Below are 24,150 nucleotides of genomic sequence, written 5' to 3'. Positions count from 1 at the left end.
GACCGACAGACGTGTCAGACCAGGCAGCCGCCGCACTCGCCGCCTTCGGCTACGAGCTCGGAATCCTCAAGCGCATCCGGCGAGCCGGCTGGTGGCACGCGGGCGTGCGTGACCCTGAGTCCGTGGCCGAACACACGATGCGAGTGGCTCAGCTCGCTGCCCTCCTCGCGGCCGAGGAAGGAGCGGATCCGGCGCGTGCGTCGTTCCTCGCGCTGTGGCACGACACCCAGGAGACGCGAACGGGTGATCTGCCACACACGATCAGCGGGTACGTGACCAAGCCCGATCCACGTCAGATCACCGCTGACCAGACCGCGCACCTGCCCGAAGCCTCGCGTGATGTGGTTCGTGCGGCCGTCGACGAATATGAGAGCCAGGAGTCCGTCGAGGCGTTGTGCGCGAAGGACGCGGACAAACTGGAGATGCTGTTGCAGGCCGTCGAGTACCGGGACATCGGTGTGAACCGGGTCGACGGGTGGATCGATTCGGCGCTCAAGGGCGTCAAGACGGACACAGCCCGCAAGATCGCCGAGGCCGCGTTGACGATCTCCCCGCTCGCCTGGCGGGAACGCTGATCTGGACTGACCACTGACGCGCGAGGGTTCATCACCTATCGTCGCGGAGGTGGACACGGATCGACGCCCGATGTACGTCGTGGGTGACGTGCACGGGCACCTCTCGGAACTGATCAGAGCCCTGCACGTCGCCGAACTGTGCGACGAGGAAGGGCACTGGATCGGTGGCGAGGCCGAGCTGTGGTTCCTCGGCGACTTCGTGGACCGCGGGCCCGACGGGGTGGGCGTGATCGACCTGGTCATGCGCCTCGGCGACGAGGCGGCGGAGGCCGGTGGGTCGGTCAGCTCGTTGATCGGCAACCACGAGGTGCTGCTGCTCGGCATGTACCGGTTCGGGGACGAGCAGGTGCCCGACAGCCTCGGGCCGCGGTCGTTCGCGCGGAGCTGGCTGCTCAACGGCGGGCTGCGCAGCGACCAGGACCGGCTGACCGACGAGCACGTCGAGTGGCTGACGTCGAGGCCGGTGCTGAAGCTGCGCGACGACCACCTGCTGATGCACTCCGACACCGTGGCCTACCTCGAATGGGGGGCCTCGATCGAAGAGGTCAACGAGTCCGTCCGGCAGGTGCTCAAGGGCGACGACCTCGTCGACTGGTGGGAGTGCTGGCGCAAGATGACGACCCGGTACGCGTTCCGGGGTCCGCAGGGGCCCGAGATCGCGGATGAGCTGCTCGCGACCCTCGGCGGCAGCAAGATCGTGCACGGGCACAGCGTCATCGCCGACCAGCTGGGGGTGCCGCCGGACCAGATCGACGGGCCCCTCGTCTACGCCGACGACAAGGTGCTGGCGATCGACGCGGGCCTCTACAGCGGTGGTCCGTGCCTGGTCGTCCCCTTGCCATACCGCGAGGCCTGACTACCGTCAGGGGGATGACCGCCAGCTACTCCTCGGGCACGTCCGCCGCCCCGCTGCTGGGCGACACGATCCACGCGAACCTCGCGGCGACGGTCGCGCGCTTCGGTGATCGCGAGGCACTTGTCGACAAAGCCACAGATCGACGGTGGACGTACGCGGAGCTCGCGCAGGAGGTCTCCCGCGCCGCCGCGGGACTGCACGCGCTCGGCGTGCGCAAGGGCGACCGGGTCGGGATCTGGGCGCCGAACTGCGCCGAATGGGTCTTCGTGCAGTACGCGACGGCCCGGATCGGCGCGATCCTGGTCAACGTCAACCCGGCGTACCGCGTGCACGAGCTGGAGTACGTGCTGAACCAGGCCGGCGTCCACACGCTGGTGTCCGCGCGGTCGTTCAAGACGTCGGACTACGCGGCCATGATCGACGAGGTCCGGCCGCGCTGTCCCGGGCTGGAGCACGTCGTCTTCACCGACGATCCACAGTGGACCGGGGACGAGCTGCCGGACGTCGAGCTGGACCGCGACGACCCCATCAACATCCAGTACACGTCCGGCACGACGGGCTTCCCCAAGGGCGCGACGCTCTCGCACCACAACATCCTCAACAACGGCTACTTCGTCGGCGAGCTGATCAACTACACCGAGCACGACCGGATCTGCGTCGTGCCGCCGTTCTACCACTGCTTCGGCATGGTCATGGGCAACCTGGCCGCCACCAGCCACGGCGCGTGCGTCGTGATCCCGGCGCCCGCGTTCGACCCGGCGAAAACCCTTGCGGCCGTTCAGGAAGAGAAGTGCACGTCGCTCTACGGCGTGCCGACGATGTTCATCGCGATGCTCGACCTGGCCGACGACTACGACCTGAGCAGCCTGCGCACCGGCATCATGGCGGGCTCGCCGTGCCCGGTCGAGGTGATGAAGCAGGTCGTCGACCGCATGGGCATGCGTGAGGTCTCGATCTGCTACGGCATGACCGAAACCTCCCCGGTGTCAACACAAACCCGCGCCGACGACTCCCTCGACCGTCGTGTTGGGACGGTTGGGCGGGTCGGCCCGCACCTCGAAGTGAAGATCGTCGACCCGGAGACGGGCCGTACGGTGCCGCGCGGCGAACCGGGTGAGCTGTGCACGCGCGGCTACTCCGTGATGCTCGGCTACTGGAACGAGCCGGAGAAGACCGCCGAGGCCGTGGACAGCGCCGGCTGGATGCACACCGGCGACCTGGCGGTGATGGACGACGACGACTACGTCAACATCACCGGCCGCATCAAGGACATGGTCATCCGCGGCGGCGAGAACATCTACCCGCGCGAGATCGAGGAGTTCCTCTACACGCACCCCGACGTGCTCGACGCCCAGGTCATCGGCGTGCCCGACGCCCGGTACGGCGAGGAGCTGATGGCATGGGTGCGCCTTCGCGAGGGCGTGGAAGGGCTGACCGCCGAGGCCGTCCGCGAGTTCTGCGCCGGCAAGCTCGCCCACTACAAGATCCCGCGGTACGTGCACGTGGTGGAGGAGTTCCCGATGACGGTCACCGGCAAGATCCGCAAGGTGGAGATGCGGGCGCGGTCGGTGGAACTGCTCGGCCTCGACGACGGCGCCGGCCACGCCCAGTGACCCCTGCGTGACCGAAAAAGCCCTTGTCAGAGCGGTGCGACGAGCGCAGCATCGATGGATTCCGTCGAAGGAGGCGCGCATGCTCACCGCCACCAGAACCACGACGATGCTGCCCGTCGAGGACGCCGAACGCGCCGGCCGCTTCTACGCGGACGTGCTCGGCCTGAAGCCCGTCACGACGAACCCCGACGGCACGCGGATCTTCGCGCTCGGCCAGGGTGACGCGCTGGGACTGATGCCTGCGGAGAAGGGCGCGCAGACCGGGCACACGGTGCTGAGCTTCGAGGTGCCCGACCTCGAAGGCGAGATCCGCGAGCTCGAAGGCAGGGGCGTGCGCTTCGACGACTACGACCTGCCCGACTTCAAGACCACGAACCACATCGCGGTCATGGGCACCGAGCGCGCGGCGTGGTTCCACGACACCGAGGGCAACATCCTGTGCCTGCACGAGCTGTCGGACAGCGAAGTCTGACGGCCGTGCCACTGAGTGGTCTCCCGCTCCCCGCACCCGACCGGGAGCGGGAGATCCTCACGGGACGTCGATGATCTCCTTGCCCAGCGGCACGAGCGAGACCTTCACCAGCTTGAAGTTCGCGAGCCCGAGCGGGATGCCGATGATCGTGACGCACAGCGCGATGCCGGTGACGACGTGGCCGATCGCGAGCCAGACACCCGCCACGACGATCCAGATGACGTTGCCCAGCAGGGAACCGGTGCCCGCGCCCGGCTTGTCGACGACCTCGCGCCCGAACGGCCAGAGCGCGTAGTTCGCGATCCGGAACGACGCGATGCCCCACGGGATCGTGATGACGAGGATGCAGCAGATGACGCCGGCCACGGCGTAACCGACGGCCATCCAGAAACCGGCGAGCACCAGCCAGATCACGTTCAGGATGAGGCGCATGCCTCCATCTAAGCTCAAGCCATGACGTGGGGTGTGATCGCAACGGGTGGAATCGCGCATGCCGTGACGGCCGACATGGTCAGGGCGGGTGTCACGGTGCTCGCGGTGTCGTCGCGGGACATCGCGAAGGCACAGAAGTTCGCCGAGCACTTCGGCATCGAGCGCGCGTACGGCAGCTACCACGACCTGCTCGCCGACCCGGACGTCGACGTCGTCTACGTCGCGACGCCGCACGGCCAGCACCACGAGGTCGTGCTCGCCGCGCTCGACGCCGGCAAGCACGTGCTGTGCGAGAAGGCCTTCGCGCTCACGGTCGCGGACGCCGAGGAGATGGTCGAGCGGGCACGGTCGAAGAACCTCTTCCTCATGGAGGCCATGTGGACGCGGTTCAACCCGTTGATCCAGAAGGTCGAGCAGGCGATCAGGGACGGTGAGATCGGCGAGGTCCGGATGATCCGCGCCGACTTCGGCTTCCGGCACGCCTTCGACGACAACGACCGGCTGTGGGCGAAGGGCGCCGGCGGTGGCGCGACGCTCGACCTCGGCGTGTACCCGATCGCCCTCGCCCACCAGATCCTGGGCGTGCCGGCACGGATCCACGCGCACGGCAGTCTCGCGCCGTCCGAAGTGGACGCCGACGCCGGCATCCTGCTGGCCTACGACAACGGCGCCCACGCGTTGCTGAGCTGCTCGCTCCTCGCGAACACAGGTGCCCGCGCGGAGATCTTCGGCACCGCCGGGCGCATCGAGATCGTCGACCCGATGTTCAACCCGACCGCCGTGGTGATCAACGGCGTCGAGCACGCGATCGAGGACGAGGGCTATCAGCACCAGATCCGCGCGGTCGAGGAGAGCGTCGCGGCCGGGCTCACCGAACACCCGCGGATCACCTGGCAGAACACCCTCGAAGTCATGCGGACCCTGGAGGAGGCGCTGCGCCAGCAGGGTGTCTCCTACGCGACGACGGTCAGGTAGATCAGCGCCACGTTCAGCACGACGACCGCGAAGGCCACCACCCACGCGGAGATCGTGACGACGCGCCGGTTCGTGTAGCTACCCATCACGGACCGGCGCGCGGTCAGCCAGACCAGCGGCACCAGCGCGAACGGGATGCCGAACGACAGCACGACCTGCGACAGCACCAGCGCGAACGTCGGGTCGACCCCGAACGCCAGGACCGCCAGCGCCGGCACCAACGTGATCAAACGCCGTGCCAGCAACGGAATCCGCACGCGCAGCAAGCCGTCCATCACCACCGCGCCCGCATAGCAACCGACAGCGGTGGAAGCGAAACCCGAAGCCAGCAGACCAAGTGCGAAGAGCAGCGCGACCCCGCCGCCCAACGTGGCACCAACGGCGGCGTGCGCACCTTCCAGCGTGTCCACGCCTTCGCGGCCCTGCAGCGCGGAAGCCGCGAGCAGCAGCATCGCCATGTTGACCGCGCCCGCCAGCACCATCGCGACCACGACGTCGACCTTCGTCGCGCCGAGCACGGAGGGGTTCCTGCCGTGCCGATCGCGGGCCAGCGCCGAGTGCAGGTAGACGGCGTGCGGCATCACGGTCGCGCCGAGCATGCCCGCCGCGAGCAGCACGCTGTCCGCGCCGTCGAACCGCGGCACCAGACCCGAGGCAGCACCGGAGACCGAAGGCGGCGACACGAAGAGCCCCGCCATGAACCCGACCGCGATCACGACCAGCATCGTGGTGATCACGCGCTCGAACGGCTGCTGCCCGCGCCTGTCCTGCACCAGCAGCAAAAGCGTCGACACCACACCGGTGATCACGCCGCCGAGCAGCAGCGGCAGGTCGAAGAGCAGGTGCAGCGCGATCGCCCCGCCGAGCACCTCGGCGAGGTCGGTCGCCATCGCGACGACCTCGGCCTGGCCCCAGTACGCGAGCCGCACCGGGCGGGGCAGGTGGTCCCGCACCGCCTCCGGCAACGACTTCCCGGTGACCAGGCCGAGCTTCGCCGACAGGTACTGCACGAGCCCCGCCATGACGTTCGCGACGACGAGCACCCACACCAGCAGGTAGCCGTACCTCGCGCCCGCCGCGGTGTTGGTGGCCACGTTCCCCGGATCGACGTACGCGATCGCGGCGACGAACGCCGGACCGAGCAACGCCGCACCCGCGCGCAGGCGCGCCGAGACAGCGGCCACCGGACACCTCCCCTTGTTGCAGGATTATTGCAACAAGGGGCCGGGCTCTAGTCGGTCATGCGTCCATCGTCACTCTGGCGACCCTGACGACGGCGTCCATCGCGCTGTCCAGGTCGCCGCTCGGCATCAGCAGGTGGCTCAGCGCCAGTCGCACGGTCGTCTCCGCCGTGAGCCGCACGTGCCGGCCGGGGAAGTGCTTGCTGAGGTGCTGCTCCACGACCTCGGTCGCGTGGAACAGGATCGGGTGGCCGCGGATCGTGATGAACGGCAACAGGTCCTCGGCGTTCTGGCCGGTCAGCACGGCCGAGACCAGCCGGTCCCGCTCGGTCTGCTCGAAGGTGAAGCGGAACGCCGACCGCATCGCCTCCCACGGGTCGGGGTCGTCCTGGAGCCGGGTCATGACCCCGGTCAGGTACTCCTCCGTCTTGTGGACCGCGACGGCCTGGACGAGTCCCTCCTTGTTGCCGAACTCGTTGTAGACGGTCTGCCTGCTCACCCCGGCGTGACTGGCGACCTCGATCATGCGCAGCCCGTGGAAGCCCCGGGCTGCCAGGAGGTCGGCGGCCGCATCCAGTAGGAGCTCGGTGATGTCGCTCACCACCTCACCTTTACACAGTTATGGCTTTTGTAAAGACGTAGAGTCGGGTTCTGTGCCGTTCACCGTGGGTTTCGACCTGGACATGACCCTCATCGACCCGCGACCGGGAATGGCCGCCGTGATGAACGAGGTGGGTGCCCGCAGCGGGTACGCCCTCGACGGCGAGAAGTTCGCGTCGAACCTCGGCCCGCCCCTCGACATGATCTACCGCGAGATGGGCGTGCCCGAGGAGGAGGTCCCGGACCTGGTCTCGCTCTTCCGCGCGCTGTACCCGGAGGTCGTGATCCCGTCGACCGTCGCGCTGCCCGGAGCGGCCATGGCCCTGCAGTGCGTGCGGGAGCTGGGCGGGCAGACCATGGTCGTCACCGGCAAGTACCGCAAGAACGCCGCGCTGCACCTCGAAGCGATGGGCTGGGAGGTCGACCACCTCTACGGCGAGCTGTGGGCGACGGGCAAGGCCGAGTCGCTCAAGCTGCACGGGGCCGCGGTCTACGTGGGAGACCACGTCGGTGACATGCGCGGTGCCGCGGCCGCCGGAGCGCTGGGCGTCGGCGTCGTCACGGGGCCGTGCTCGCGGGCGGAACTGGCCGAGGCGGGTGCCGCCGTCGTCCTGGAGGACCTGCGGGAGTTCCCGGAGTGGCTCAGGACTTCTTCTGCCGTGACTTCCTGATCACCGCGATGATCCCGAGCCCCAGCCCGATCGCCGGCAGGTAGGTGGCCGCGACGTTCAGCGCCACGGGCAGGTCGCTGTGGCCCGCGAGGAACAGCGCGAAGACCACGACGATCGCCAGTACGCCCACGGCGAACAGGCCGATGGCCAGCGGCATCAACTTCGGAGCGGTCATACGAGCAGGGTAGTCGCGCTAACGGAGGTGCCTTCCCCAAGGTCTTCTGGCTACTCTGGTGGGACGCGTCCTGGGTACGCCCGGGGCGCGTTCGTCGTGCAGACAAGGGAATGGTGAGCGCGGTGCCGACCGGCAAGGTCAAGTGGTACGACACGGAGAAGGGCTTCGGATTCGTCACCCAGGACGGTGGCGAGGACGTCTACGTCCGCAAAGCGGCGTTGCCCCCCGGCGTCGACGGCCTCAAAGCCGGTCAGCGCATCGAGTTCGGCATGGCCGAGGGTCGTCGCGGGCCGCAGGCGCTGTCCGTGCGCCTGGTCGACCCGGCGCCGTCCGTCGTGGAGGCACGCCGCCGGCCCGCGGAGGAGCTGCACGGCCTGATCGAGGAAGTCATCAGGCTCCTCGAGAACAAGGTGCAGCCCGACCTGCGGCGCGGCCGCTACCCGTCCGACAAGAAGACCATGAAGCTCGTCGCCGAGGCCGTCCGCGTGGTGGCGCGGGACCTCGATCCGTAAAAGGATCGGCGTCATGTCTGACGCTGACAGGATCGTCGAGTTCGTCTACGAGGTCGGCCAGCTCAAACGCCTGCCCAGAGCGGGGTGGCTCTTCGCCGGGGTGCAGCACCCCGAGACGGTGGCCGCCCACTCGTTCCGGGTGGGCGTTCTGGCGTTCGCACTCGCCGTGCAGGAGGGTGCGAACCCCGACCGGGCGGCGACCCTGGGCCTCTTCCACGACGTGCCGGAGGCCCGCATCGGCGACATCCCGTACGTCGGCAAGCTCTACCTCGACGTGAAGGTGCCGCCCGAAGCCGTGGCACGCGACCAGGTCCAGCACCTGCCCGCACCGCTCGCCGCGCACATCGAGGCGCTGGTGGCCGAGCACGAGGCGGCCAAGGACATCGACCACACGCCCGAGGCGCGCTGCTCACGTGACGCGGACAAGCTGGAGCTGCTGCTGCAGGCCAGGGAGTACCAGGCCGCGGGCGTGTCCAAGATGGAGCGCTTCATCCAGACCATGCAGGCGTCGGTCGTGACCGACACCGGCAAGGCTCTGATGGACTCGGCTCTCCGCATCGCTCCGACGGAGTGGTGGGAGGCGTTCGGCAGGCGTTGATCAGCGGGTGATGTCGACGACCCACGAACCGCGCATGAGCGGCTGGCCGGTCTCCAGCACCGCGCCGGCCGCCTCGTGCACCTCGATGCGCAGCAGCTGGTCGGACTCGTTCGGCACGGCCAGCGTGTACGTGTAGTTCTCGCCCTTGCCGAGCAACGGCGAGGTGCAGCCCTCCTGCACGCGAGCGGCGTTCTCGTACACGCACACGACCTCCCAGAGGCCGTCCGCGAGCCGCCCGTCCACGGAGATCTGCACGACCTTGCCCGCCGGCACCTTCAACGTGCCGGCCGCGTTCTTCTCGGCGCAGTTGGAGCCCTCGACGTCGCAGTAGATCGTCGGCTCGAGTCGGATGGTCTTGCCGTTCGCGTAGAACGTGACCTCCGGGTCGTGCTGCTGCAGGGAGCAACCGGACAGCACGAGAACACTGGCAGCCATTACAGAAGCAAGTCGACGCACGTCAGGCAGCCTACGGGGTCACCGGGGCGGGCCTGCGGACCAGCCTGTGCAACGAGGTGCCGTTGCGGTACATCCACGTCTGCGCGAGGCCCAGCGCGAGCAGCACGGCGAGCACCGTGAAGCCGATCCAGAACGTCGCGGGCAGCAGCACGCCGAGCGCGCCGCCGAAGACCCATGCGAGCTGCAGGATCGTCTCGGAACGGCCGAACGCCGACGCGCGCGACTCCTCCGGCAGGTCGTCCTGGATCACCGCGTCGAGGCTGATCTTGGCCAGCGAGGACGCCGTGGCACCGAGCAGACCGACGACGGCCGCCGTGACCAGGCCGGGCAGCGCGGCGGCGACGATCGTGGCGGCCAGCGCCGTGGCGACGCAGGCGAGGACCACCTCGTCCGGCTTGCCGAAGTGCTGGCGCGCGCCGATCGCGTTGCCGAGGAAGCTGCCCACACCGGCCGCACCGGCGATCACGCCGAGCAGGAGCAGCTGCTGCACCGCGTCGCCCTCGGTCTGCTCGCGGATCACGAACGCCGCGAACAGCGTCAGGAAGCCGGTCAGCACGCGGATGGACCCGTTGCCCCACAGCGAGACCGCGACGTGCCGCGAGATGTGTTGCTTCGCCGGCTTGGACGTCAGCGTCGCGGGGACCTCGCCGTCGGTCACCTCGACCCAGGACGGGATCCGCATGCACAGCCACGCGTTCACGCCGCAGAGCACGGCGGTGAACCACAACGCGCCCGGCGAGCCGAACAGGTTCGCGAAGCCCGCCGCGAACGCACCGAACACCCCGCCCGCCGCGAGACCGAAGATGGTCATCCGGGCGTTGGTCTTGGACAGCGTGATCTCCGGCGGCAGCACCCGCGGGGTGATCGCGGACTTCAGCACGGTGAACGACTTGGACAGCACCATGCTGCCCAGCGCCGCCGGGTACAGCAGCCAGTTGTCGAAGTTCAGCGCCATCACGACCGACAGCCCGATCCGCAGCACGCACGACGCCGCCAGCGCGAGCCGCCGGCCGCGCTGGATCTTGTCGAGCAGCGGGCCGATCACCGGCGCGATCAACGCGAACGGCGCGACCGTGATCAGCAGGTAGAGCGCGACCTTGGACTTGGACTCGGCACTCGCGGCCGAGAAGAACAGCGTGTTCGCCAGCGCGACGGCCATCGCGGCGTCGGCGGCGTAGTTCATCATCACCGAGTAGGTGACCGACGTCATGCCGGACTTGCCGGCGCCGTCGGCACGGGCCGCGCGCCGGAACGCGGCGACCGCCTGCTGCGAGATCTGCTTGCTCCGGAACCACGCGACGCGCGTGACCGTGAGCTTGCGCGGCGGCTTGGGCGTCGGGGTCGTCTGCTGGTCCTGGTTCGGCAGCGGACGGGTGTCCTGGGGCCGGGGAGGTGGCTGGAAGCCGTGTTCGGACGCGGTTCCGCGACGCTCCCGCGGCCGGTACTCGTCGTCCTGCCACGGGTAGCGCTTCGGAGCCTCTTCGTCACTCCACCCGCGGTCGCCCGTCACACCGTCAATCCTGCCCCATGCCGTTGAACCTCACTCGGAAGATGGTCGGCCAGTTCTTGCCTGTGACCAGGAACTCGTTGGTGCCGGGGACGTGCGCGATGCCGTTGAGGACGTCGACGTCACCCTGCGGCTTGAGCGAGGACAGGTCGTAGGTGTTCGTCACCTGGCCGGTCGACGGTTCGATGCGCACGATCTCGTCGGTCTTCCACACGTTCGACCAGACCTTGCCGCCGACGCACTCCAGCTCGTTGAGCTGGGCCAGCGGCTTGCCGTCCCTGCTGACCTGCACGCTCCCGGTCTCCGCGAACGTCCTCGGGTCGCGGAAGGTCAGCTTCGCGGTGCCGTCGCTCATGACCAGGCGCTGGCCGTCGTCGCAGATGCCCCAGCCCTCGCCCTGGTACTCGACGCGGCGGAGCTCGTCCAGCGTCCTGCGGTCGCGTTCGATCGCCACGCCGTTCTGCCACGTGATCTGCCAGATGGTGTCGCCGACGACGGTGATGCCCTCGCCGAAGAAGTCCGGCGGGAGGTCGACCTTCTTCTGGACGTTCCCGGTCGACGGATCGAGCGCGCGCATCGTCGACTGGCCCTCGAGGCCGGTGCCCTCGTAGAGGACGCCGTCGACGAGTTCCAACCCCTGGGTGAACGCCGTTGCGTCATGCGGAATTTTCTGCAGGACTTCTACCTGCGGTTTTGCTTCTTGCGGCGACGAACACGCGGCCAGGACCGCGACGATGACCAGCCAGACGGGTGAGCGCACCCAACGGAGGGTGGCACGAGTTTTCGTCCCGGCGAAGTCCTGCGGCACAATTCATGTCGTGACCGCGACTGAGATGCTCCTCGACGCCGTTGATCTCGCCCGCGCCGCTGCGCAGGAAGAGGCAGGCGTGGAACGCGTCGGCGCTCACGTCGGGGTGCACGGCGAGGACGAGTACTCCGTCACGCACCTCTTCGAAGCCGAGCACGCCGGCTACCGCGGCTGGTCCTGGGCGGTGACCGTCGCCTACGCGGGCGAGGGTTCCCCGGTCTCGATCAGCGAGGTCGTGCTGCTGCCGGGCCAGGACGCCCTGGTCGCCCCCGAGTGGGTGCCGTGGAGCGACCGGGTCCGCGCCGGTGACCTGGGCGTCGGCGACCTCATGCCGCCCCGCGAGAACGACCCGCGCCTGGTCGAGGCGTACGTGCAGTCCGACGACCCCGCGGTCGAGGAGGTGGCGCTGGAGGTCGGTCTCGGCCGTCAGCGCGTCCTGTCCCGCGAAGGCCGCCTGGAGGCTGCCGACCGCTGGGCGTCCTCGGACTTCGGCCCGCGCTCCGACATGGCCCGCAGCGCCCCCGCGCACTGCGGCACCTGCGGCTTCTACACCCGCGTGGCCGGCGCGTTCGGCGCGGCGTTCGGCGTCTGCGCGAACGAGATCGCCCCGGCGGACGGCCACGTCGTGCACGTCGAGTACGGCTGCGGCGCGCACTCCCAGGCCGAGGTCGACATCAGCCCGATGGTGCCGGTGGCCGACCTGGTCTACGACGACGCGCAGCTGGACGTCCTGGACGTCTCGGAGTGACCGACCCGTTCGGCACCGAGGCCCTGCGCACCTCGGTCCTCGCCGCATGGCGTGGTTCGCCCACCCGTTTCCGTGAAGACGCGAACGCCGAGGAAGACCTGCGCCTCGGTGGCTACCGGGACCGGTTGCTGGTGGAGCTGGCCCAGAACGCGGCCGACGCCGCCGGGGTCGAACCCGGTGTGTTGCGGATCACTCTCGTCGATGGTGAGCTGCGTGCCGCCAACACTGGTGCTCCTCTGACTTCCGCCGGTGTTGCCGCGTTGGCTTCGTTGCGGGCTTCTTCCAAGGAGTCCGGTGTTGGGCAGTTCGGCGTCGGGTTCGCCGCCGTGCTGGCCGTGTCCGACGCGCCTCGGGTGGTGTCGGTCTCCGGCGGTGTCGAGTTCTCCGCTGCTCGGACTCGGGCCGAGGTGCCGGAGCTGGCCTCCGAGCGTGGCGGCGACGTTCCTGTTCTGCGGCTGGTCTGGCCGGTGGTCGAGTCCGTGCCGGACGGGTTCACGACCGAGGTCCGGCTGCCGTTGAAGGTCGACCTGTCGTTGGACGACCTGGCTGCCGAGGTCCCGGACCTGTTGCTGGCGCTGCCCGGGTTGCAGCGGGTGGAGATCGGGTCCCAGTCTTGGGAGCGGTTCGTCGCTGCTGACGGTGTTGTCACCGTCGGGTCTTCGCGTTGGCTGGTCGAGCGGACTGTCGGGGAGCTGCCTGCCGAGTTGGTGCAGGGTGTCGAGCATCGTCCTCAGTGGACTGTTGCGTGGGCTTATCCGCTGGATGCTCCGCTTGGGGAGGACGTGCTGCATGCGCCCACCCCTACCGATGAGCGGCTGTCGCTGCCTGCTCGGTTGATCGCCACTCTGCCGGTTGAGCCTTCTCGGCGCCGGATTCTGCCTGGGCCTGCTGCCTGGTCTGTTCTTGATTCGGCCGCTGCCACCTATCCGGCGCTTGTCGCTCGGGTGCCTGCTGTGGAGCGGACGGCGTTGGTGCCGTTGCCAGGGTTCCCCTTGTCCGAAGTGGATGATCGGTTGCGGACGGCTGTTCTGCGGTCGTTGCGTGCTTCTGCTTGGTTGCCGTTGGCTTCTGGGGAGTGGATCGAACCCTCGCGGGCTCGGGTTCTCGACGTTGGGTCCGAGGAGCTTGTCGAGCTCGTCGAGGATGCTCTGCCCGGGCTGCTGGATGCTGAGCTTTCCGCTCCTGTGCATGCTGCGGCTTTGGCGGCTTTGGAAGTTCCGCGCGTCACGACGGCCGAGGTCGTCGCGGCGCTGGCCGGTGTCTCCGGTGAACCCGGCTGGTGGCACGACGTCTACGCCGCCTTCGCGCCGCTCGCCGAGGTGGACCCGGACGTCCGCGAGGCGCTGGCTTCGCTGCCGGTGCCGCTGGCCGACGGCCGGGTCGTCACCGGGCCTCGTACGACGCTGATCGCCGATGAGCCGTTGCCCGGGTTGCGGGTAGTGCATCCGGACGCTGTGCACCCGTTGCTGGTGCGGCTGGGTGCGGTCGAGGCCGGTGCCGCCGAACTGCTCGCCGACCCGTCGCTGCGCGAGAACGTGGCGCGGTCGCTGGAGGACGCCGAAGCCGGGCTCGACAGCCTCGACCTGGTCGAGACCGTGCTGAAGCTGGTGGACCGGGCCGCGCTGCGGGCGGGCGAGGAGCCCTGGCTGGGCGCCCTCGCACTGCAGGACGCGGACGGCGAGTGGCACCGCGCCGACGAGCTGCTGCTGCCCGACTCGCCGCTGGTCGGCGTGGTCGAGGCCGATGCGTTCCCGTTGCTGGCCAAGGAGATCGCTGACTCGTACCCGCGTGCCGCGTTGGTTGCGGTCGGGGTGGTCGACGGGTTCTCAGTGGTCGTCGACGACGCGCCTTCCGGGCCTGATCACGACCTTGCCGATGAGGCTGCCTGGTGGTCGTCCGCACTTGACGAGCCTGCGCGGGTGGTGGCCGTCCGGGATCTGGACCTGGTTGCGGATTGGCCTGCCGCGTTGCGGTTGCTGGCATCTGATCCGGTGACCTGGCGCGCGGTGACCGAGCCTGACGGGTACACGGGCTGGTGGATTGCTCGCTACGCGTCGCTGGGTGGGGCTGCGCCGCGGTCCTACCGGTTGGCCGGGGCTTCGTTGTTGGACGGGCTTTTTGACGTTGTGCCGGATCTTGAGTTGCCTGAGCATGTTTTGCGGGCGGCTGGGGTTCGGTCCTCGTTGGAGATCCTGGATGACGAGGATGCCGAGTTCGTTCTGTCGCGGCTTGGCGATGCTGATCGTGTTGTTGCGGATGCTGTGGTGTTGCGGGCCTATGCCGGGCTGCCTGAAGGGGATTTCGCGCCGCCTGAGCGGGTTCGGGTGTTGAGCGGTGGCGTTGTCGCTGCCGATGACGTTGTTGTTCTGGATCACCCCTGGTTGTTGGGGGTTGTGCCGGCTTCTCGGGTTCTGTTGGCCGATGGGTCTGAGGAGTTGGCCGATCTCTTGGATTTGGCGTTGGCGTCTGAGGAGTTCGACGGGTCGCCGGATCATGTTGGTGAGGTTGTTTCTTGGGGGGAGCTCGGGGCTGTTCGGATGGCCTGTGAGTTGCTTTCGGTTTCGTTGCCTGACGGGGTTGTGGTTGTGCACGACTCGTTGATGGTGGATGGGGCTCGGGTTTCCTGGTGGATGGCTGATGGGGTGCCTCATGTCGAGGACACGCCTGAGGGGTTGTCTCGGGGGTTGGCTTGGGTTTCTGGGCGGTGGGGGGATCGGCATGCGTTCGCCGCTTTGATCACTGATCCGTCGGCTGCGACGTTGTTGGGCTGAGGTTGCGGGCGGCCCTGCTGTTGCGTGCTTTCCCTGGGGGCTCTGCCCCCAGACCCCCGGCAATCTGATCAGGGGGCCAGCGCTGTGGGCGGGTAGATGGCACGCCTGTTGCTTTGAGCGGCTGCCGGTTTCTTAGTTTGGGTGCGTTGGCGGTGGGGTCCCATCACGAGCCGAGCCAAGAGCGGGCCACATGCAGGTAGGGGTGTCAACTCGACGAAAAGCGTGTCGAGTTGACACCCCTACCTGCATGCAGCAAGTGCTATGGCGCGACTCGTGATGGGACCCCACCGCCCAGTGCGCTTGCGAAGGACGAAAGACAAGGACGGCTCGCCTGCGGCATCGCGGGCTAGTTGGTTGCCTCTGCTGGTTCTGGTAGCGCCTCTGTCGGGGACTGCTGTTGGCGCCTCAGCCGTGGCTTTCCGATGTCGCCGCGTCTTGTGAGGATGATCCACGCTGTGATCGTCACCAGCGTTGAGACTGCTCCGCCGATGATGATCGGGGCTCTGCCGTTGATCTCGCCCAGCCAACCCATCAGTGGGCCGCCTACTGGGTTGCCGCCCATGAACACCAGCATGTAGATGCCCATCACGCGGCCGCGCATCTCTGGTTCCACCGCTAGTTGGATGGTGGCGTTCGCTGTGGTGTTGAAGGTCATCATCGCTACGCCCACCGGGATCATCATGAGGCCGGTGAGGAGCATCGTGGGCATCAGGCCCGAGATGACTTCCAGGATGCCGAAGATGACGCCTGAGCCGATGAAGACGGACATCTTTGGCGTTTTTCGTTTGGCTGCAAGGGTTGCGCCTGCGAGGGTGCCCACGGCTATCAGGGTGGAGAGGAGGCCGTAGGCGTCCGCGTCTCCGCCGAAGACGTTGCGGGCCATGATTGCCAGGGTCATGTAGAAGTTCATGCCGAAGGTGGCGATGAAGAAGACCAGGAGCATGACCGTCATGAGGTCTGGGCGGCTGCGGACGTAGCGGAGGCCTGAGAGGAGTTGGCCCTTTTCTCGCGGTAGGGGGTCGGAGCGGAGTAGTTGTGTTGTTCGCATCAGCCAGATGCCGCCTACTACGCCCACGAAGCTGATGGCGTTGGCCAGGAAGACCCAGCCCGTGCCTATCGCCACGATCGTCACGCCTGCGATGGCCGGGCCGATGATCCTGGCCAGGTTGAACATCATCGAGTTGATCGCCACGGCGTTCGTCAGCTGGTCGCGGCCCACCATTTCGACCACGAACGACTGACGTACCGGGGTTTCTACCGCTGAGAAGGCGCCTAGGAGTAGGCATAGGAGGTAGACGTGCCAGAGCTCCACCACGCCCGTCACGTCGAGGATGCCCAGTGCCAGGGCGCAGATGCCCAGTGCTGATTCCAGCCAGAGCAGGAGTTTGCGCTTGTCCATGCGGTCGGCGAGGACGCCGCCCCACATGGAGAGCAGGAGCACCGGGAGGAACTGGAGTGAGGCGGCGAAGCCGAGGGCTATGGGGGAGCCGTTCGAGAGTTCCAGGACCAGCCAGTCCTGGGCCACCCGCTGCATCCAGACGCCCACCAGCGAGATGATCTGGCCGGAGGCGTAGAGGCGGTAGTTGTATATGCCTAACGAACCGAACATGCCGGTACGACGAGGTGGCGGACTTGCTGCTCCACCACCCGCGTAACCCGACACGTTCTTACTGACCCGCCATCCTGTCGATGATGTCGGCTGCGCGTGTCAGCAGTTCCCGTTCTTCCGGGTCCAGCTCGGCCAGCCTCTTGTCCAGCCACGCCTCGCGGGCTGTGATCTCGTCCTGCAGGTACGAGGAGCCTTCGCTCGTCAGCTCGACGATCGCTTGACGGCCGTCGGTGGGGTGCGGGCTCCTCGTCGCGAAGCCGAACTCCTCCAGGGCGGCTATCACGCGCGTCATCGACGGCGGTTGCACGCCTTCCTTCGACGCCAGTTCGCCTGGGGTCAGCGGGCCGCACTTGTGCAGTGTGGACAGGGCTGACACCTGGGTGAGCGACACCGCCGAGTTGGTGCGCTGTGCTCGCAGGCGGCGGTTGAGGCGAACGACGGCAAGCCTCAGCTTGCTCGCCAGTCCGTGCTGATCGGTCGCCACGTAGTTAGCATACCTCACGAAATAGTTTCCTGCCGAAAGGTCAGTTCAGCAGGCTCTGGATCGGTCCCAACGAGAAGTAGACGACAAAAGCGGCCGCCACGATCCACATCAGCGGGTGGATGTTCTTCGACTTTCCGGTCAGGGCCTTCAGCAGCACGTAGCTGACGAAGCCCGCGCCGATGCCGTTGGCGATCGAGTAGGTGAACGGCATGACGACGATCGTCAGGAACGCGGGGAGGGCGATGGTGAAGTCGGTGAAGTCGATCTCGCGGATCTGCATCATCATCAACGCGCCGACGATCACCAGTGCCGGGGCGGCGGCCTCGATCGGGACCACCTCGTAGAGCGGCGTGAAGAACATCGCCAGGAGGAAGAGGACGCCGGTCACGACGTTCGCGAGGCCGGTGCGGGCGCCCTCCGCGATGCCGGACGCCGACTCGATGTAGACGGTGTTCGACGAGCTGGACGCGGCACCGCCGGCCACGGCGCCGAGGCCGTCGACGAACAGGGCCTTGCTGACGTTCGGCAGCTGGCCGTCCTCTTTGATCAGGTCCGCTTCCTTGCCGAGACCGGTCATCGTGCCGACGGTGTCGAAGAAGTCGGTGAGCACGAGGGTGAAGACGATCAGCGCGGCGGCGAGGGCGGGGATGCGGGTCCAGGCGCCGAACGAGACGTCGCCGAGCAGGCTCAGGTCCGGGATGCCGAAGACCTGGTCGGGCAGTGCGGGGTAGCCGAGGTTCCAGCCCTTGGCGTTGACACCCGCGGACGGGCCCGCCTTGACGATCGCCTCGAGGACGATCGCGAAGATCGCCGTCGCGACGATGCCGATGAGGATCGCGCCCTTGACCCTGCGTGCGAACAGCACGCCGGTCAGCACCAGCCCGACGACGAACACCAGCGTCGGCCAGCTCGCGATCGACCCGTTGATGCCCAGGCCGACCGGCACGGTAGTGCCGGCGGCGTCCGGGACCCTGCGCACGAACCCGGCGTCCACGAGTCCGATGAAGCAGATGAACAGACCGATGCCGACCGCGATAGCGGCTTTCAGCTCGTTCGGCACGGCGTTGAACACCGCGGTCCGCACACCTGTGACGACCAGGAGGAGGACGACCAACCCGTTGACGAGGATGAGGCCCATCGCCTCGGGCCAGGTGACCTTGGCGGCCACGCTCACGGCGACGAACGAGTTGATGCCCAGACCCGTGGCCAGCGCGAACGGGTAGTTCGCGATCAGTCCGAACAGGATGGTCATCACCCCGGCGACCAGGGCCGTCACCGCCGCCACCTGCCCGACCGGCAGGATGTTGCCGAGCACGTCGGGGTGCGCCCCGGGACCCGACGGCGCGAAGCTGCCGATGATCAGCGGGTTCAGCACGACGATGTACGCCATCGTGAAGAACGTCACGACGCCGCCGCGCACCTCGCGGGACACGGTCGATCCGCGCTCGGAGATCTTGAAGAACCCGTCCAGCATCTGGTCTCCTAACGATGTGTCCGAACGCGACTCCACCCCGCCGCACCCGCCGTCGTTGCCGCACAGGCTGGCAGACCCCGTGCCGGTGGTGCTGGGTGGGACCGCGCTGTGGTTCCTCGGGTTCCTGGTCGTGCTGGTCGTCGACCGCTCGAACAGCACCCTGATCTGGACGACCCTGTCCGGCAGCCTGCTCGGGATCATCGGGTATGGGGTCTTCTACTGGCAACGCCGGGCGGCGAGGCGAGGGTCACGAGGGGCGCAGCAGGGGCTCGACGACGTCTAGTCGGTCAGCTTGGGGTGGCCGGTGCCAGCGCGGACGATCCACACGGTCTTGCGTTCTTCTGCGACGACGTACCAGATGCGTCCTCCCGCAGTGACCTCGTACTGCCACTGGTCGAGGTCGACGCCATCAACGGCCAGGCGAGCCAAGTCACCCTTCAGCCGATGTTGGCGGGTTGTGCTGGCCCTAGCCACCGGGACGCTGTGGTGGGGCGACGCGGTCGCCGCGTTTGGCTGGCAAATGCTCACTCGTTTTCAGAAGAGGGGACCTGGTCGAAGTCCTTGGTCATGATCGGTGTGCTGAGCGCGTGATGCAGGTCGGGATCCGCGTGCACGATCGCGGTGTTCGCCCACTCGTGCACGGCCTGTCCGAGAAGGGACCACTGGCCGAGGTCGGCGGACGCCTGGATGGCCTGGACGAACTCCCGCACGAACTCAGCGCGATCGGACTCGGGTAGCACCGCGATCCACGGGAACTCGTCCTTCAGCGCGTCGGCCACCACATCGGGTCCGGCTTGGCGGAACACCGAACGCATCGCGCGGGCTGCCATGATCGCTCCGCTGTGCCGGTTCGCGTGCTGGTCGGCCCGCACCAGCATCAGGTCGGCCCCATCGCGCCGCTTGACCCTCACTTCGTGTTGGTCGGCGATGGCGGCGACGCTCTTGGGGTCGCGCTGCAACTCGCTCCACTGCACTTCACTGACGATGCCCACCTCGCGAGTGTGAACTTATTCAGAATTGCTGGCAATTGCACGATCAGGTGTGATCGTGATCATGGTCCTGACCACCGACTGGGTCCGCCTGCTGATCGTCTGCGTCTTCTTCACCGCAGCCGCCTGTGCCATCGCGTGGTTCACCGGACTCACCAGTCCGAAGCCCTTCCTCAAGGCGGCGGTCCGGGCCGTCGTCCAGCTCGCGGCCGTGAGCGCGGTGATCACGTTCGTCCTGACCCACCTCGGCCTCACGTGGGCGTTCCTCGTCGTGATGGCCGCCGTGGCCACCGCCACCTCGGCCCGCCGCACCGGGACCGGGCGCAAGGGGGTCTGGGTGGCGCTCGCGATCCTGGCGGGCGCGGTCCCGGCCCTTGGTCTGCTGCTCGCCACCGGCCTGCTGCCGGTGGAGGGGATCGCGCTGATCCCCGTGGGCGGCATCCTGATCGGCGGTGCGATGACCGCCACGACTCTCTCCTCGCGTCGAGCCCTCGACACCTTGAGTGAGCGCTACGGCGAGTACGAGGCGGCCCGGGCGACGGGCTTCGGTGAACGCGATGCGGTTCGCCTGATCATCCGGGGGTCGGCGGCGGAGGCGTTGCTGCCGCCGCTCGACCAGACCAGGACGGTCGGGCTCGTCACCCTTCCGGGTGCTTTTGTCGGGATGTTGCTGGGAGGCGCGCCGGTGTGGCAGGCCGGGGCCCTGCAGATCGTGGTGCTCCTCGCGTTGCTGGCCGTCGAGTCCGCCGCCGTCGCCACCGTGGTCGAGCTGGTCGCGAGGGGTCTGATCAGGAGGGCTTCCCAAGAAAGCGAAGTTAGGCTAACCTAAGTCTCGTCGCTTCGTGGTGGGAGCGGCAGTCAGTTCGGGAACGGATGAGGCCCCCCTCTGGGCAGAGGGGGGCCTCATCGTATTCAGCAGTGGGAGCTTGTCGGAGCATCCACTGCCGAAGCATCAGGGCAGCAGCAGGCCGTTCTGGCCCGAGCGCGCCGCCTCGAAGCGTGCGGAAACGTCCTCCCAGTTGACGACGTTCCACAGCGCCGAGATGTAGTCGGCCTTCAGGTTGCGGTACTGCAGGTAGTACGCGTGCTCCCAGATGTCGAACGCGAGCAGCGGCGTGACCGCGATCGACAGGTTGGAGTGGTGGTCCTTGAGCTGCAGCGTGATCAGCTTCTGGCCGATCGGCTCCCACGCGAGGATGCCCCAGCCCGAGCCCTGGATCGACGACGCGGCGGCGTTGAGCTGACCGCGGAACTTGTCGAACGAGCCGAAGTGCTCGTCGATCGCGGCCGCGAGCTCGCCGACCGGCTTGTCGCCGCCGTTGGGCGAGAGGTTCTTCCACCACACCTGGTGCAGCGCGTGACCTGCCAGGTGGAACGCCAGCGTGGTCTCGAGGCCGACGATCGAGCCGAAGGACTCCTTGTCGCGGGCTTCCTCGATCTGCTCGATCGTGTCGTTCGCGCCCTTGACGTAGGCGGCGTGGTGCTTGCCGTGGTGCAGCTCGTTGATCTCGCCGATGATCGCCGGCTCGAGGTCGCCGTAGTCGTAGTCGAGATCCGGCAGCACGTACTGGCCCATGACATCTCCTGCAATCTCTTGGTACTTGCAACTTACTAGCAACAAGGTCGAGTAAACCAGTTGCATGTGGCCGTACCTTCGAAAGCGTGTCCGTGCTGACAGCCAGGAATATTTCGCTGTCGTTCGGTCCGAGGACCGTGATCTCGGAGGTTGATTTCGATGTTTCGCCTGGTGACCGCGTAGGTCTGATCGCCCCGAACGGCGTCGGCAAGTCCACGTTGCTCCGTCTGCTCTCCGGTGAGCTGCGACCGGAAACCGGATCTGTCTCGAGTACCGGGACCGTCGCGCACTTGACGCAGGAGACCCTCCACGTAACTGGAGAGTCGCTCAGGGACCACCTCGCCCGCCGCACCGGCGTCGCGCAGGCCGAGCAGTGGCTGCAACGGGAGGCCGAAGCCCTCGCGGAGGGCGGCGGTGAGCAGTACTCCGACGCTTTCGACCACTGGACCGCCATCGGTGCCGGTGACTTCGACGAACGCGCTGACGTCGTCTGCGAACGCCTCGGCCTGCCGGTGGACCTGCTCGACGGCAGGGAGCCCGACGAGCTGTCCGGCGGCCAGCAGGCACGGCTGCGGCTCGCGGCGGTGCTGCTGACGCGTGCCGACGTGCTGCTGCTCGACGAGCCGACCAACGACCTCGACGCCGCCGGGCTCGACCTGCTGGAGTCCCACGTCAGGGGCTATCAGGGCGCGATCGTGCTGGTCAGCCACGACCGGGAGTTCCTGGCGCGCACGACGACCGCGATCGCCGAACTGGACGAGTTCACCCACAAGATCACCGTGTTCGGTGGCGGCTGGGACGCCTACGTCGACGAGAAGGCGAACGCGGAACGGCGAGCCCACGAGGAGTACGAGGCGTACGAGACCAAGCGCGACTCGCTGACGCAGCGCAGCCGGCAGGTGCGGGAGTGGTCGCGCAAGGGCGTGCGCCGGGCGACGAGCGCGAAGATGCTCAACGACGAACCGGACCGCAACGTCCGGGCAGGCCACAAGCGCGGCGCGGAGGGCCTCACCGCCAAAGCGTCCGTTGTGGACCGTCAGCTCGCGAGGCTGGAGGAGGTCGAGGAACCGCGCGAGGCGTGGCAGCTCCGGCTCACCCTGCCGTCGGCCGGGCGCGGCAGCTCGGTCGCCTTCACGTTGCGCGGCGCCGTGGTCAGCCGCGGCGACGTCACGCTCGGGCCGGTCGACCTCACGATCGGCGCGGGGGAGCGGTGGCGGATCACCGGGCCGAACGGCTCCGGCAAGTCGACGTTGCTCGGCGCGCTGCTCGGCCGCATCCCACTGCGCGAGGGAGACCGTTCGATCGGTCCGGGGGTCGTCGTCGGGGAGGTCGACCAGCTCCGGGCCGAGTTCGCGAGCGACACCAGCGCGTTGCGGATCGTGGCGGACGCGACCGGTCTCCAGGACGTCGAGGTGCGCACGTTGCTCGCCAAGTTCCGGCTCGGCGCCGACGCCGTGCTGCGGCCCGCTTGGGACCTGTCACCGGGCGAACGCACCCGCGCGGGATTGGCTTTGCTGCAAGCCCGCGGCACGACCTGTTTGGTGTTGGACGAACCGACGAACCACCTCGATCTCGCGGCCATCGAACAGCTGGAACAGGCACTCGACAGCTACGAGGGAACGTTGTTGCTGGTCACGCACGACCGACGGCTCGCATCGGCCGTGCGGGTGGATCACGAGATCAACGTCCGCGACCTTCTCACGTTTCCTCGTGTGAAGGGTGGAAGATATGAGTCATGACCACCGAGGAGGACTGGCCGGTCGAACAGACCTGGTCGATGCGCAACACCCACTGGCACGCCTATGTGGAGCACACGTCACTCGATCACGCCTCTCCCCGGCAGGTTCGGCTCGAACGCACCCCTGAGGAAGTCCTGACGTCACCGGCGGAGGTCGCCGCGTGGCTGGAGGTCAACCTCCGCAGTGCGACGAGGCCCGAGGAGACGGGCAAGAAGCGGGTGAAGGACGAACGCGACTTCACCGACTCGAACCGCGTGCACGCCTCGCTGGCGTCGCGCGGCGAGTCGATCTACACGGGAGTGAAGGGCGAGCTGACGCTGGCGGTCGAGGCCGTCACGCCGGACGAGTGCCGGATCTCCCACGACGGTGCGGACGTCGCGCCGTTGAAGTCGGGCCGCCGCCGCTAGACCGGCCCCGGAGATCGAGCTCTGGGGGAGGTTCGTGAAGCGAGCACTGCCTGTTTCAGGCGTGCTCGTGCTGGCCAGGGCCGTTGTCGCGGTGGTGGTGTGGCAACGGCCCGAGGACGCGCCTCCAGTCACGGGAGACGCCCGGTACGACCACCCCGAAGACAGGACGTGGATCGCGGAGTCGGACCTGCCCCGGCAGTTCGCCGAGCGCCTCTGAGGCGGGACGGCACCGCTAGATTCGGATTCCTGCGAAGGTCGCGACGTCGAGCGGCCTCACCAGGGCCTCACCGGTGGCGAGCAGGTTCGTCCTCCTGCCCTCGACCTCCGCGGACTCCGGCACCCCGGCCGCGCGCATGAGCGCCACCGACCCGAACGGCCGTGCCGCCGCACCGGCCTCCCGCACCACGCCACCCGCGTAGTCCGCGGCAGGGCTCAGGCCCGGTGCGTACACCCGCACACCACCGCCGGCCGGGTCGACCGCGGTGGTCGACGCCGGACGCCCGGACGCCAGCCGGCGGACCACCTCCGTCGCAGGGGCCCAGGGGCGTCCACCACGACACGCACTTCATCACCCACGTCACCGATGCCGGCGGCAGGACGCTGTACCGGGCGGTGACCACGGCCAGGCCCGCGCTGGGTCTGGATCCCGCGCGCGGCAAGGAGTTCGCGGCACGGGTCAACGAGGAGCTGCGGGCCGATCCGCTGTGCGGCGACGACCCGGAGGCGGCGTGCCTGCCCGTCGAGGTGAAGGACGGGGACGTGGTCCGGCACGTCTGGATGATCGGCTACACCCCGCGGCTGGCGGTCGTGGTGTTCGTGGACGGGGAACCCACCGCCGGGGTGCGGGGCAGGCCGGTCACGGCGACGGGCCTGCCCAATGAGATCCTGCGGGCGTTCCAGGAGAAGCTGACGACGTGGTGAA

30 protein-coding genes are annotated in these 24,150 nt (G+C 68.1%); 16 read left to right on the top strand and 14 right to left on the bottom strand.

The annotated features are described in order from the left end of the window. The first annotated feature begins 11 nt into the window (after positions 1 to 11). From IEY88_RS19110 to IEY88_RS19095, 4 genes are all read left to right on the top strand, one after another. Complete coding sequence (locus IEY88_RS19110) at positions 12 to 575, top strand: HD domain-containing protein (protein WP_189156150.1); 564 nt, start codon at positions 12 to 14, stop codon at positions 573 to 575. Positions 576 to 645: 70 nt separating this feature from the next. Further along, positions 646 to 1,431 (top strand): metallophosphoesterase, encoded by a 786-nt coding sequence (locus IEY88_RS19105; protein ID WP_189156628.1) that lies wholly within the window; start codon positions 646 to 648, stop codon positions 1,429 to 1,431. Between the two features lie 14 nt (positions 1,432 to 1,445). Next, a complete protein-coding gene (locus IEY88_RS19100) occupies positions 1,446 to 3,044 on the top strand; it encodes an AMP-binding protein (protein ID WP_189156149.1) in 1,599 nt (532 codons plus the stop codon). 79 nt (positions 3,045 to 3,123) lie between these two features. Continuing rightward, positions 3,124 to 3,516, top strand: coding sequence for a VOC family protein (locus tag IEY88_RS19095; RefSeq protein ID WP_189156148.1), 393 nt, complete (start codon positions 3,124 to 3,126; stop codon positions 3,514 to 3,516). 57 nt (positions 3,517 to 3,573) lie between these two features. Here IEY88_RS19095 and IEY88_RS19090 read toward each other — a convergent pair whose 3' ends face one another. After that, positions 3,574 to 3,948: a YccF domain-containing protein gene (locus tag IEY88_RS19090; protein WP_189156147.1), complete on the bottom strand. Its 375-nt coding sequence runs from the start codon at positions 3,946 to 3,948 to the stop codon at positions 3,574 to 3,576. A 21-nt stretch (positions 3,949 to 3,969) separates the two neighbouring features. On the opposite strand from IEY88_RS19090, the gene IEY88_RS19085 reads away from it, so the two are divergent. Next, complete coding sequence (locus tag IEY88_RS19085; protein ID WP_189156146.1) at positions 3,970 to 4,923, top strand: Gfo/Idh/MocA family protein; 954 nt, start codon at positions 3,970 to 3,972, stop codon at positions 4,921 to 4,923. Here IEY88_RS19085 and IEY88_RS19080 read toward each other — a convergent pair. Both IEY88_RS19080 and IEY88_RS19075 read right to left on the bottom strand, forming a co-directional pair. Beyond that, positions 4,902 to 6,107 carry an Nramp family divalent metal transporter gene (locus IEY88_RS19080; protein WP_189156145.1) on the bottom strand — a complete coding sequence of 402 codons (1,206 nt, stop codon included), beginning with the start codon at positions 6,105 to 6,107 and terminating at the stop codon, positions 4,902 to 4,904. The genes IEY88_RS19085 and IEY88_RS19080 overlap by 22 nt on opposite strands. Before the next feature lie 55 nt (positions 6,108 to 6,162). After that, a complete protein-coding gene (locus IEY88_RS19075) occupies positions 6,163 to 6,705 on the bottom strand; it encodes a TetR/AcrR family transcriptional regulator (protein ID WP_189156144.1) in 543 nt (180 codons plus the stop codon). Between the two features lie 52 nt (positions 6,706 to 6,757). Here IEY88_RS19075 and IEY88_RS19070 point away from each other — a divergent pair, with 52 nt between their 5' ends. After that, entirely contained in the window at positions 6,758 to 7,375 is a 618-nt protein-coding gene (locus tag IEY88_RS19070) for an HAD family hydrolase (protein ID WP_189156143.1), read from the top strand. Here the strand turns inward: IEY88_RS19070 and IEY88_RS19065 are convergent. Continuing rightward, positions 7,347 to 7,550 (bottom strand): hypothetical protein, encoded by a 204-nt coding sequence (locus IEY88_RS19065; RefSeq protein ID WP_189156142.1) that lies wholly within the window; start codon positions 7,548 to 7,550, stop codon positions 7,347 to 7,349. The genes IEY88_RS19070 and IEY88_RS19065 overlap by 29 nt on opposite strands. Before the next feature lie 122 nt (positions 7,551 to 7,672). Between IEY88_RS19065 and IEY88_RS19060 the strand changes: the two genes are divergently transcribed. Continuing rightward, positions 7,673 to 8,062: a cold-shock protein gene (locus tag IEY88_RS19060; RefSeq protein ID WP_093605520.1), complete on the top strand. Its 390-nt coding sequence runs from the start codon at positions 7,673 to 7,675 to the stop codon at positions 8,060 to 8,062. A 13-nt stretch (positions 8,063 to 8,075) separates the two neighbouring features. Continuing rightward, positions 8,076 to 8,660, top strand: a complete 585-nt coding sequence (locus IEY88_RS19055) for an HD domain-containing protein (protein ID WP_189156141.1) — start codon at positions 8,076 to 8,078, stop codon at positions 8,658 to 8,660. Here the strand turns inward: IEY88_RS19055 and IEY88_RS19050 are convergent, their stop codons facing one another. The 3 genes from IEY88_RS19050 to IEY88_RS19040 are packed head-to-tail and all read right to left on the bottom strand — an operon-like array spanning position 8,661 to position 11,383. Then, entirely contained in the window at positions 8,661 to 9,095 is a 435-nt protein-coding gene (locus IEY88_RS19050; RefSeq protein WP_189156140.1) for a DUF2771 family protein, read from the bottom strand. A gap of 31 nt (positions 9,096 to 9,126) precedes the next feature. Continuing rightward, positions 9,127 to 10,626 carry an MFS transporter gene (locus IEY88_RS19045; protein ID WP_229693540.1) on the bottom strand — a complete coding sequence of 500 codons (1,500 nt, stop codon included), beginning with the start codon at positions 10,624 to 10,626 and terminating at the stop codon, positions 9,127 to 9,129. A 4-nt stretch (positions 10,627 to 10,630) separates the two neighbouring features. Then, positions 10,631 to 11,383 carry a glutaminyl-peptide cyclotransferase gene (locus tag IEY88_RS19040; RefSeq protein ID WP_189156139.1) on the bottom strand — a complete coding sequence of 251 codons (753 nt, stop codon included), beginning with the start codon at positions 11,381 to 11,383 and terminating at the stop codon, positions 10,631 to 10,633. Positions 11,384 to 11,441: 58 nt separating this feature from the next. On the opposite strand from IEY88_RS19040, the gene IEY88_RS19035 reads away from it, so the two are divergent. Together IEY88_RS19035 and IEY88_RS19030 are read left to right on the top strand one after the other, a co-directional pair. Continuing rightward, on the top strand, positions 11,442 to 12,179 hold the full coding sequence (locus IEY88_RS19035) for a DUF3027 domain-containing protein (protein WP_229693539.1): 738 nt from the start codon (positions 11,442 to 11,444) through the stop codon (positions 12,177 to 12,179). Further along, positions 12,176 to 14,950 carry a sacsin N-terminal ATP-binding-like domain-containing protein gene (locus IEY88_RS19030; protein WP_189156138.1) on the top strand — a complete coding sequence of 925 codons (2,775 nt, stop codon included), beginning with the start codon at positions 12,176 to 12,178 and terminating at the stop codon, positions 14,948 to 14,950. Before IEY88_RS19035 ends, IEY88_RS19030 begins: the two co-directional genes overlap by 4 nt. Before the next feature lie 346 nt (positions 14,951 to 15,296). On the opposite strand, the gene IEY88_RS19025 is transcribed toward IEY88_RS19030, so the two are convergent. Genes IEY88_RS19025 through IEY88_RS19015 form a run of 3 tightly spaced genes read right to left on the bottom strand, consistent with a single transcriptional unit; the run spans position 15,297 to position 18,517 of the window. Beyond that, positions 15,297 to 16,559, bottom strand: coding sequence for an MFS transporter (locus IEY88_RS19025; RefSeq protein ID WP_189156137.1), 1,263 nt, complete (start codon positions 16,557 to 16,559; stop codon positions 15,297 to 15,299). Between the two features lie 58 nt (positions 16,560 to 16,617). Further along, the gene (locus IEY88_RS19020) at positions 16,618 to 17,043 is read right to left on the bottom strand and encodes a MarR family winged helix-turn-helix transcriptional regulator (RefSeq protein WP_229693538.1); all 426 of its coding nucleotides are present in this window, start codon (positions 17,041 to 17,043) and stop codon (positions 16,618 to 16,620) included. A gap of 40 nt (positions 17,044 to 17,083) precedes the next feature. Next, positions 17,084 to 18,517 carry an NCS2 family permease gene (locus IEY88_RS19015; protein ID WP_189156135.1) on the bottom strand — a complete coding sequence of 478 codons (1,434 nt, stop codon included), beginning with the start codon at positions 18,515 to 18,517 and terminating at the stop codon, positions 17,084 to 17,086. A 16-nt stretch (positions 18,518 to 18,533) separates the two neighbouring features. Between IEY88_RS19015 and IEY88_RS19010 the strand changes: the two genes are divergently transcribed. Continuing rightward, positions 18,534 to 18,800 (top strand): DUF2530 domain-containing protein, encoded by a 267-nt coding sequence (locus IEY88_RS19010; RefSeq protein WP_229693537.1) that lies wholly within the window; start codon positions 18,534 to 18,536, stop codon positions 18,798 to 18,800. Here the strand turns inward: IEY88_RS19010 and IEY88_RS19005 are convergent. Continuing rightward, on the bottom strand, positions 18,797 to 18,946 hold the full coding sequence (locus IEY88_RS19005; RefSeq protein ID WP_229693536.1) for a hypothetical protein: 150 nt from the start codon (positions 18,944 to 18,946) through the stop codon (positions 18,797 to 18,799). The two genes, IEY88_RS19010 and IEY88_RS19005, sit on opposite strands and share 4 nt — an antisense overlap. Before the next feature lie 95 nt (positions 18,947 to 19,041). Continuing rightward, complete coding sequence (locus tag IEY88_RS19000) at positions 19,042 to 19,509, bottom strand: hypothetical protein (RefSeq protein ID WP_189156132.1); 468 nt, start codon at positions 19,507 to 19,509, stop codon at positions 19,042 to 19,044. A 61-nt stretch (positions 19,510 to 19,570) separates the two neighbouring features. On the opposite strand from IEY88_RS19000, the gene IEY88_RS18995 reads away from it, so the two are divergent. After that, positions 19,571 to 20,335: an ABC transporter permease gene (locus tag IEY88_RS18995; protein ID WP_189156625.1), complete on the top strand. Its 765-nt coding sequence runs from the start codon at positions 19,571 to 19,573 to the stop codon at positions 20,333 to 20,335. A gap of 123 nt (positions 20,336 to 20,458) precedes the next feature. Here IEY88_RS18995 and IEY88_RS18990 read toward each other — a convergent pair whose 3' ends face one another. Continuing rightward, on the bottom strand, positions 20,459 to 21,082 hold the full coding sequence (locus IEY88_RS18990; RefSeq protein WP_189156131.1) for a superoxide dismutase: 624 nt from the start codon (positions 21,080 to 21,082) through the stop codon (positions 20,459 to 20,461). Between the two features lie 86 nt (positions 21,083 to 21,168). On the opposite strand from IEY88_RS18990, the gene IEY88_RS18985 reads away from it, so the two are divergent. From IEY88_RS18985 to IEY88_RS18975, 3 genes are read left to right on the top strand one after another with little or no spacing between them, the layout of a single operon-like run. Then, a complete protein-coding gene (locus IEY88_RS18985; RefSeq protein ID WP_189156130.1) occupies positions 21,169 to 22,821 on the top strand; it encodes an ABC-F family ATP-binding cassette domain-containing protein in 1,653 nt (550 codons plus the stop codon). Then, on the top strand, positions 22,818 to 23,228 hold the full coding sequence (locus tag IEY88_RS18980) for a hypothetical protein (RefSeq protein ID WP_089949907.1): 411 nt from the start codon (positions 22,818 to 22,820) through the stop codon (positions 23,226 to 23,228). The genes IEY88_RS18985 and IEY88_RS18980 overlap by 4 nt, the downstream gene beginning before the upstream one ends. Before the next feature lie 34 nt (positions 23,229 to 23,262). Further along, entirely contained in the window at positions 23,263 to 23,445 is a 183-nt protein-coding gene (locus IEY88_RS18975; protein WP_189156129.1) for a hypothetical protein, read from the top strand. 15 nt (positions 23,446 to 23,460) lie between these two features. Here the strand turns inward: IEY88_RS18975 and IEY88_RS18970 are convergent, their stop codons facing one another. Next, entirely contained in the window at positions 23,461 to 23,751 is a 291-nt protein-coding gene (locus IEY88_RS18970) for a hypothetical protein (protein ID WP_189156128.1), read from the bottom strand. An 89-nt stretch (positions 23,752 to 23,840) separates the two neighbouring features. Here IEY88_RS18970 and IEY88_RS18965 point away from each other — a divergent pair, with 89 nt between their 5' ends. Further along, positions 23,841 to 24,149 carry a hypothetical protein gene (locus IEY88_RS18965; RefSeq protein ID WP_189156127.1) on the top strand — a complete coding sequence of 103 codons (309 nt, stop codon included), beginning with the start codon at positions 23,841 to 23,843 and terminating at the stop codon, positions 24,147 to 24,149. The last annotated feature ends 1 nt before the right edge of the window (position 24,150 follow it).

The sequence above is a fragment of the Lentzea pudingi genome (assembly GCF_014646255.1).
Taxonomy (GTDB): Bacteria; Actinomycetota; Actinomycetes; order Mycobacteriales; family Pseudonocardiaceae; genus Lentzea; species Lentzea pudingi.
This window is presented reverse-complemented; position numbering and strand designations above follow the sequence as displayed.

What these genes read in the sequence shown, in the direction of transcription:
- IEY88_RS19105 (WP_189156628.1), top strand. Translation starts at nt 646, where the DNA reads ATGTACGTCGTGGGTGACGTGCACGGGCACCTCTCGGAACTGATCAGA.
- IEY88_RS19100 (WP_189156149.1), top strand. Translation starts at nt 1,446, where the DNA reads ATGACCGCCAGCTACTCCTCGGGCACGTCCGCCGCCCCGCTGCTGGGC.
- IEY88_RS19095 (WP_189156148.1), top strand. Translation starts at nt 3,124, where the DNA reads ATGCTCACCGCCACCAGAACCACGACGATGCTGCCCGTCGAGGACGCC.
- IEY88_RS19090 (WP_189156147.1), bottom strand. Translation starts at nt 3,948, where the DNA reads ATGCGCCTCATCCTGAACGTGATCTGGCTGGTGCTCGCCGGTTTCTGG.
- IEY88_RS19085 (WP_189156146.1), top strand. Translation starts at nt 3,970, where the DNA reads ATGACGTGGGGTGTGATCGCAACGGGTGGAATCGCGCATGCCGTGACG.
- IEY88_RS19065 (WP_189156142.1), bottom strand. Translation starts at nt 7,550, where the DNA reads ATGACCGCTCCGAAGTTGATGCCGCTGGCCATCGGCCTGTTCGCCGTG.
- IEY88_RS19055 (WP_189156141.1), top strand. Translation starts at nt 8,076, where the DNA reads ATGTCTGACGCTGACAGGATCGTCGAGTTCGTCTACGAGGTCGGCCAG.
- IEY88_RS19050 (WP_189156140.1), bottom strand. Translation starts at nt 9,095, where the DNA reads ATGGCTGCCAGTGTTCTCGTGCTGTCCGGTTGCTCCCTGCAGCAGCAC.
- IEY88_RS19025 (WP_189156137.1), bottom strand. Translation starts at nt 16,559, where the DNA reads ATGTTCGGTTCGTTAGGCATATACAACTACCGCCTCTACGCCTCCGGC.
- IEY88_RS19015 (WP_189156135.1), bottom strand. Translation starts at nt 18,517, where the DNA reads ATGCTGGACGGGTTCTTCAAGATCTCCGAGCGCGGATCGACCGTGTCC.
- IEY88_RS18995 (WP_189156625.1), top strand. Translation starts at nt 19,571, where the DNA reads ATGGTCCTGACCACCGACTGGGTCCGCCTGCTGATCGTCTGCGTCTTC.
- IEY88_RS18990 (WP_189156131.1), bottom strand. Translation starts at nt 21,082, where the DNA reads ATGGGCCAGTACGTGCTGCCGGATCTCGACTACGACTACGGCGACCTC.
- IEY88_RS18980 (WP_089949907.1), top strand. Translation starts at nt 22,818, where the DNA reads ATGACCACCGAGGAGGACTGGCCGGTCGAACAGACCTGGTCGATGCGC.